Source organism: Streptomyces sp. NPDC001450, assembly GCF_053597295.1.
The window spans coordinates 1-7,357 of sequence record NZ_JBSFHY010000099.1 but is presented as its reverse complement, the minus strand read 5'-3'; the positions used below and the strand labels follow the sequence as shown (position 1 = coordinate 7,357).

Here is a 7,357-nt window from a genome sequence, read left to right as displayed (position 1 = left end):
GTGGTCGTCCGGGGCGGGGAGTGTCTGGCGGAAGTGGCGACAACTGCGGTCCGAGCCCGGCGTGTTCGGGCCGGTCGCGTACGACCCGACCGTCTCCCACCCCGTCGACACGCTCGCTGCGGCCAGTTCCCGCGTTGCTCGCGGCCGTGTGTCAGGTTCGGGTGCCGAGGTGATGTCTCACAGCCGTCGGACGCGCAGCACGCCGGTCAGCATCGGGAGGGTGAACTCGCCGCGGGAGGTCTCCGGTCTGCTCGCGAGGAACGCGCGGATCCGGCCCAGCGTGGCCTCTTGTTCCTGTTCCGGCATGACCAACATCCCCGCGCGCGTCGCGATGGTCGCGGCGAGCGAGTCCGCGGTGCGGCGCTGTCCGTGCGGGAACTCGGCCTGCTCCGGCGAGCCGAACCGGGCGGCCACGCCCGTCTTGGGAAGGTGCATGTCGGCCGTCTCGGCGCGCCAGCTGGTGGGCGTGTCACGCGGGCCGATGGCCGCGCTCCCGCTGACCCGCGCGAGCCCGGAAACCCACTCGACCTGGTCGTCCATGAGGTTCCACAGGCCGGCCAGGATGCCGCCGGGCGCGAGGACCCTGGCGATTTCGGGTCCCGCGACGGCCATGTCGAACCAATGCATGGCGTTGCCGGCCAGCACGGCATCGACAGAAGCGTCCGGCAGCGGTATCGCCTCGGCACTACCCGGCAGGGCCCGGACAGCCGGCAGCGAGCGGCGCAGCTCGGTCAGCATCCCCGGGTCGGGCTCCACAGCGATGACTTCGGCACCCAGCGCGACCAGCGTGGCGGTCAGCTTGCCGGTTCCGGCACCGAGGTCGAGCACGCGCGGGCCGGGCGCGGGTTCGAGCGCCCAGTGCACCGCGGCCTGCGCGTAGTCGGGACGGTGCTCGGCGTATGCGACCGCCGCCGCACCGAACGACGAGGCGTGAAGTAACCGTTCCTCCTGGTCCATGCGGTGACGCTATCGGTGCTGCCGGCGGTCGGCTACCCCGCCTCACCACTTCGGTGACGGCTGCCCGACAGCGCTGCCGGCCAACAAGGCGTCTCATTCGGTGGTCTCGGTGGCCTCCTGGCATGGGGATTGCCGAGCGCCTTGTGCCGGACGAGCTGTGGGCGCTGTTCCAGCGGTGGTTCCGCCCGCACCGGTCCGCCCGCACCGGTCCGCCCGCACCGGTCCGTCCGCAGGGCGGAGGCCGCCGTCGGCATGGGAACCGAGAGGTCCTGGCGGCGATCATGTTCGTGGCTACATCGGGATGTACATGGCAACAACTGCTGCGTCGTTCGGCCCATCCGGGGCTACCGCTCACCGGCGGTTAGCAGAGTGGATCGAGGCAAGTACGGGCCGAAGATCCATCTGATCATGGCAATAAGGGTTACGACTACAACCACCTGCGCCGGTCCGCCATGTGGCTGCCGCACCTGACCTGCACAGACGGGGGATTTTCGTATCAGCAGTCGGAGCGTCCCGGAGAGCCGGGCGGCCAGTCTGCCAGAGCCATCAGCGGCAACCGTCTACCAGCGGCACCGCCGCTGGTCAGCGGACGGCACCTGGCAGCGGATCCTGGGCGAGTTACAGATCGAGGTGGATGCCGCCGATCCCGACGGGGCACCGGCCAAGGCGGCAGAGGAGGAGAAGCGCTCAGCGCAGGCGCGCACGGGCGGTGAACATCGACTTCATGTCCTGCCGGGTGCATCAGCATGCGGCCGGGCCTCGTCACCGGCCCCTGCGTGACTTTCCGTAAAGGCGGCGGTGCGCGCGTGGCGGAGGATGGGAGGGAGGCGCTGGGGCGCTCGCCGGGAGGGCTGACCAGCAAGAACCATCTGCCGGCCGACGACCGGGCTCGCCCACCGACTGGGCAGACTGACTGGGCAGACCTCGCCGGGCCAGCGAGGCGACAGCCTCATGTTCGTCCCTGTGCTGGACGGCTTGCGGATCCGGCGGCGTGGACCGGGCCGACCGCGCAGCCGCCAGGATCTCCCGCACGCGCGGCGGGCCGGAGCAGTTACCGTGTCTGGCATGGCGGACATATTCCGGCGGCGGAGACGGCTGCGCCGGCACGCCGGTTTCGACGGGCGGGCGGGGCAGGCGACGTTCGAGGCGCTGCACCGTGCGTCCCTGGCGGCGCCGGCGCTGCGCGGCGGGCTGACCGGGTCGTCGGCCGGCGCGGCCGCGCGGCATCTGCGCGAGTTGCTGGGCGCTCCGGCGCTGGCCGTCACGGACACCGAACGCGTGCTGACCTGGGACGGCGTCGGCAAGCATCACACCGGCTCGGCCGTGGGCCTTGCGGCGGAGGTGCTTGCGGGTGGCCGGACGGCGGTGCTGAAGGACGGCGGGGTGTGGTGCGGGGAGGGGCGGTGCGAGGTCAGGGAGGCCGTCGTGGCGCCGCTCGTGGTGGAGGACCGGGTCGAGGGGGCGCTGCTCGCGTACGCCCCCGGTGTGTCGGCGGGGCTGGTCCGGGCGACCGGCGAGGTGGCCCGCTGGATGTCCGGCCAGCTCGAGCTCGCTGAGCTGGACCGGTCCCGGACCCGTCTGGTGGAGGCGGAGCTGCGGGCGCTGCGCGCGCAGATCTCGCCGCACTTCTCGTGCAACGCGCTGACCGCGATCGCCTCGTTCGTCCGCACCGATCCGGAGCGGGCTCGCGAACTGCTACTGGATTTCGCCGACTTCACGCGCTACTCCTTCCGCCGCCACGGCGAGTTCACCACGCTGGCGGAGGAGTTCCGCTCGGTCGGTCAGTATCTGCTGCTGGAGCAGGCGCGTTTCGGCGAACGGCTGCGGGTCGACGTGCAGGCGGCACCGGAGGTGCTGCCGGTGGCGGTGCCGTTCCTGTGCGTGCAGCCGCTGGTCGAGAACGCGGTGCGGCACGGCTTCGAGGGCAGGACCGGACCGGGGCGGATCATCGTGCTCGCCTGGGACGCCGGCGCCGAGGCGCACATCACGGTGGAGGACGACGGCGTGGGAATGGACCCCGGGGAGCTGCGGCGCGTCCTGGCCGCGGGCGGGGCCGGGAGCACGGGCGCCGCCGGTGCGTGCGGCGCGGGCCCGGGGAACTCGGGCGGGGTGGGCCTGGGGAACGTCGACGCCAGGCTGCGCCAGGTGTACGGGGATGCGTACGGGGTGGTGGTCGAGACCGCACCGGGGGCGGGCACCAAGGTGCGGATCCGGGTGCCCAAGTACCGGGCGGGCGTGGTGGCCCCGGCGGCCGGGGGAGACCGCCTGGCTGAAGGGCTCGACGCGCTCAGTTGAACGCCCTGCCCTCACGGCTGTGGCGAACTCCACATGTGCGGCGGGTTGACCCGCTGTGCGGGGAATGCTCCCATTCGCGCATGCTGAGCTTCCTGGTGGTCGACGACGAGCCTCACGCGCTGGAGGAGCTCGTCTACCTGCTCGGGCTCGAACCGTGCGTCGGCCCCGTGGAGTCCGCGGCCGACGGCGCCGCGGCGCTGCTGGCGCTGGACCGCGCGCTGGCCGAGAACCGGCCCGTGGACGCGGTGTTCCTCGACATCCGCATGCCGGGTCTGGACGGACTGGAGGTGGCCCGGGTCCTGTCCCGGTTTGCCGAGCCGCCGCCGGTGGTGTTCGTCACCGCGTACGACGGCTTCGCGGTGCCCGCCTTCGATGTGCGGGCCCTGGACTACCTGCTCAAGCCCGTACGTGCCCAGCGGCTCGCGGAAACCGTCCGGCGCATCGGCGAGCGGCGCGCGGACCTGGTCCCCGCGGACCCTGCCCCCGCGGACCGGGAACCCGCTCCCACCGGGCCCCCGACGTCCGCGGAGCAGCCCGCCGACGACCAGGTGATCGCCGTCGAACTGTCCGGCGTGACGCGGTTCGTCCAGCGCTCCGAGGTACGGCATGTGGAGGCGTGCGGCGACTACGTGCGTCTGCACCTCGAGTCCGGCAGCCATCTGCTGCGGGCGCCGCTGTCCAGCCTGGAGGACCAGTGGCAGGACGCCGGCTTCGTGCGCGTGCACCGCCGCCACCTCGTCGCCACCGACCACATCGAGGAACTGCTGACCGACTCCGGGCGGCTGTCGGTGCGCGTGGCCGGCGCCGTCGTGCCGGTCAGCCGCCGCAGCAGCCGGAAGCTGCGCGAGATGCTACTGCCCCCGTCCGGCCCGCCGAAGGGCGGAAGAGCCGCCGATGGCTGAGCCGGCGCGGCGTGTGGCCGTCACCCATCCCCGCACCCGGGCCGCCCGGCCCGGTCAGCGAGGCGCCGTGGTACGGGATGTGCACGAGCAGACCGCGCTCGGGGAGGTCTACGTGAAGGCGCTGATGCGCGCCCAGCTCCGGCTGGGGCTGCTGGTCTGCGGCGCGGTCTTCCTGCCGCTCGCCGCCCTGCCGCTGCTCCTTGGGTATGTACCGGAGCTGCATCACGCGCGGCTGTGGGGTGCCGGTCTGCCGTGGCTCCTCCTGGGACTGCCGGTGCACGCGCTGCTCGTGGTGGCCGGAGCCTGCTACGTCGGCCGGGCCGAGCGCCACGAACGCGACTTCGCCGAGCACGTCCACCGGTCATGAACGCACCGGAGAACCTGGCCGCCGTACTGCTGGTCGTGGCCGTGACGGTGGCCGTCGGCGGCTACGGCCTCAAGTCCCGTTCGACGCCGGACTTCTACGTCGCCTCCCGCACGGTGTCACCGCTGCGCAACGCCGCCGCTGTCAGTGGCGAATACCTCTCGGCTGCCTCCTACCTGGGCATAGCGGGGCTGGTGGTGGCGTACGGCAGCACGATGCTCTGGTACGGCATCGGATACACGGCGGGCTATCTGGTGCTGCTCGTCCTGGTGGCCGCGCCGCTGCGCCGGTCGGGGGCCTACACCGTCTCCGACTTTGCCGAGGCGCGCCTCGGCTCGCCGGCGGTGCGGCGGACGGCGACCGCTTTCGTGGTGCTCATCGGGTGGCTTTACCAGGTGCCGCAACTCCAGGGCGCGGGGCTGGCTCTGCATGCCGCGCTCGGCGCGCCCGCCTGGTCGGGTGCCCTGCTGGTGACGGCGGTGGTGCTGGTCGGCGTGGTCGCCGGAGGCATGCGCAGCGTCACGCTCGTCCAGGCCTTCCAGTTCTGGCTGAAGCTTGCCACGCTCGCCGTTCCGGCGGTCGTCCTGCTGCTTGTCTGGCGCGGGATCTGGCACCCGTCCGGCAGCCCGGCCCCCGCCTCCGACGCCTCGGCGCCCGCCGTGCACGCGTCCGCCGGGCACGCGGCGGGCGCGGGTGCGACCTGGCCCGCGCGCGCCCAGGGCGGCGGCCGCGGACTCTACAGCCTGTACTCGCTGATGGTGGCCACCTTCCTCGGGGCGATGGGCATGCCACATGTCATCGCCCGCTTCTACACCAACCCCGACGGCCGCGCCGCCCGCCGGACGACGGTCGGAGTCCTCGGTCTGCTCGGCGTCTTCTACCTGCTGCCCGAGGTGTACGGCGGCCTCGGACGGCTCTTCGCTCCCGGCCTGGCCCAGGGGAACCGGGCGGACGCCGTGGTGCTGCTGCTGCCCGGCCGGCTGGTGCCCGGCGCGGTGGGGCAGCTGCTGACGGCGCTGGTCGTCGCGGGTGCCTTCGCCGCCTTCCTGTCGACCTGTTCGGGGCTTGCCCTGTCGGTCGCCGCCGTGCTCTCGCAGGACCTCTTCGGCGGGGACGTGCGGGGCTTCCGCCGGGCCTCCGCGGTCGCCGTGCTCGCACCCTGCGGGATCGCACTACTGCTGTCGGGTAGCGGGGTGTCCGTGGCCCACGAGGTCGGCCTGATCTTCTCCGTGGCCGCCTCCACCTTCTGCCCGCTGCTGGTGCTGGGTATCTGGTGGCGAGGGCTCACCGCGCCCGGAGCCGTCGCCGGGATGCTGGTCGGCGGAGGGCTGTCGGCGGCGGCGCTGACAGGCACGCTGCTGGGGGCGGGCGGTACGGGCTGGGTCGGGATGCTGCTCGCCGAGCCCGCGGCCTGGAGCGCGCCGACGGCGTTCCTGACCATGGTGGGCGTCTCCCTGGCAACGCGCGGCCGGGTGCCCGCGAACACTCCCGTGATGCTAGCCCGTCTGCACCTGCCGGAGACGCTGGCGGCCGGCGCGTCCGGCCGTTCGGCGGGGGTGGGCGACCGTTCGTCCCTGGAACACGGCCGTCCGTCGCACCACCGGCACCACTGATCGACAGGTTCCGTACGGGGGCTCCCGGCCGGGACGCGGCTGCCGCACAGTAACCGGCCAGAGCGCAACACCGCGCGAAGCCCGGCCGCCCAGCCGCGCTCCCGGACCGGGAGCGGCAGCGGGATCTTCCGCACCCTGATGTGCGGGCATCCGCGAACATCCGGCCCCGACCCCGAGCCAGCCCGCGGCCCACCGGCCACCGCACACCACATACCGCACCCTTCGCGACTTGGCCGCGTCCGAGGACCCCGCGCACCACCCCGTCCCAGAACCCGAGCCGAGCACGTACCCCTCCACCCAAGGACTGCACCATGACCGACATTCAGACGCCCGCCACCGACGAGCGACCCGCCGCCGACGCCACCGACGAGCGGACCCCGGCCGGGCCCACGGCCCCGCGCCCGCAGATCGCCGACCCCGGCCCGCTGGGCCTGGCGGCGTTCGCCCTCACCACCTTCGTGCTCTCCGCCTTCAACGCCGGTCTGATCAAGGATGCGTCGCTGGAGGCCGTCGTACTGCCGCTCGCCCTGTGGTACGGCGGCATCGCCCAACTCCTCGCCGGAATGTGGGAGTTCCGCAAGAACAACACCTTCGGCGCGCTGGCCTTCACCTCGTACGGCGCTTTCTGGCTCTCCTTCGCGGCCTACGTCCAGTTCGTCGCGCCGAAGCTGCCGGCCGACCACGCCTACCAGGCGACCGGCCTGTTCCTGCTCGCCTGGACGGTGTTCACCGCCTACATGACGATCGTCGCCTGCCGGATCAACGGCGTCCTGCTCGCCGTGTTCACGGTGCTTCTGCTGACCTTCGTGCTGCTCACCGCCGGGGAGCTGGGACAGCGGGCGGCACTGGGGCACGCGGGCGGCTGGGCGGGCCTGCTCACCGCGCTGCTCGCCTGGTACGGCTCGTTCGCCGGGGTGGCCAACGCCACCTGGAAGGGCAGGTCCCTGCCGACGTGGCCGTTCGGGGCCTGACCCCGCCACCGCCGACCGCCACCTGACCGCCGACCCCCCCGACCACGAGGAAGTCATCATGAGCAACGAGAGCCTGGCCAACCTGCTCAGGGAAGAACGCAGGTTCGCGCCGCCGGCTGACCTGGCCGCGCACGCCAACGTCACGGCGGAGGTGTATGCACAGGCCAAGGCTGACAGGCTCGGCTTCTGGGCCGAGCAGGCCCGTCGGCTGACCTGGGCCAAGGAGCCGACCGAGACGCTGGACTGGTCGAACCC

7 protein-coding genes and 1 pseudogene are annotated in these 7,357 nt (G+C 72.8%); 7 read left to right on the top strand and 1 reads right to left on the bottom strand.

Annotated elements, in window-relative coordinates:
* Positions 1–177: 177 nt before the first annotated feature.
* Positions 178–957, bottom strand: a complete 780-nt coding sequence (locus ACWC5O_RS44725; RefSeq protein WP_450781303.1) for a class I SAM-dependent methyltransferase — start codon at positions 955–957, stop codon at positions 178–180.
* 122 nt (positions 958–1,079) lie between these two features.
* Between ACWC5O_RS44725 and ACWC5O_RS44720 the strand changes: the two are divergent.
* The 7 genes and pseudogenes from ACWC5O_RS44720 to ACWC5O_RS44690 all read left to right on the top strand — a co-directional run.
* Positions 1,080–1,339 (top strand): annotated as a pseudogene (locus ACWC5O_RS44720) (transposase); the annotation flags it as partial.
* A 683-nt stretch (positions 1,340–2,022) separates the two neighbouring features.
* Positions 2,023–3,252, top strand: coding sequence for a sensor histidine kinase (locus tag ACWC5O_RS44715; protein ID WP_450592422.1), 1,230 nt, complete (start codon positions 2,023–2,025; stop codon positions 3,250–3,252).
* 80 nt (positions 3,253–3,332) lie between these two features.
* Positions 3,333–4,154 carry a LytR/AlgR family response regulator transcription factor gene (locus ACWC5O_RS44710; protein WP_450592424.1) on the top strand — a complete coding sequence of 274 codons (822 nt, stop codon included), beginning with the start codon at positions 3,333–3,335 and terminating at the stop codon, positions 4,152–4,154.
* Positions 4,147–4,521, top strand: a complete 375-nt coding sequence (locus ACWC5O_RS44705; RefSeq protein ID WP_450592426.1) for a hypothetical protein — start codon at positions 4,147–4,149, stop codon at positions 4,519–4,521. The genes ACWC5O_RS44710 and ACWC5O_RS44705 overlap by 8 nt, the downstream gene beginning before the upstream one ends.
* The gene (locus ACWC5O_RS44700; RefSeq protein ID WP_450592427.1) at positions 4,518–6,131 is read left to right on the top strand and encodes a sodium/solute symporter; all 1,614 of its coding nucleotides are present in this window, start codon (positions 4,518–4,520) and stop codon (positions 6,129–6,131) included. Before ACWC5O_RS44705 ends, ACWC5O_RS44700 begins: the two co-directional genes overlap by 4 nt.
* A gap of 311 nt (positions 6,132–6,442) precedes the next feature.
* Positions 6,443–7,102, top strand: coding sequence for an acetate uptake transporter (locus ACWC5O_RS44695; RefSeq protein ID WP_450592429.1), 660 nt, complete (start codon positions 6,443–6,445; stop codon positions 7,100–7,102).
* 58 nt (positions 7,103–7,160) lie between these two features.
* Positions 7,161–7,357, top strand: a 197-nt coding sequence (locus tag ACWC5O_RS44690; protein ID WP_450781301.1) for an acetyl-coenzyme A synthetase N-terminal domain-containing protein, incomplete at its 3' end; no start/stop codon positions are given.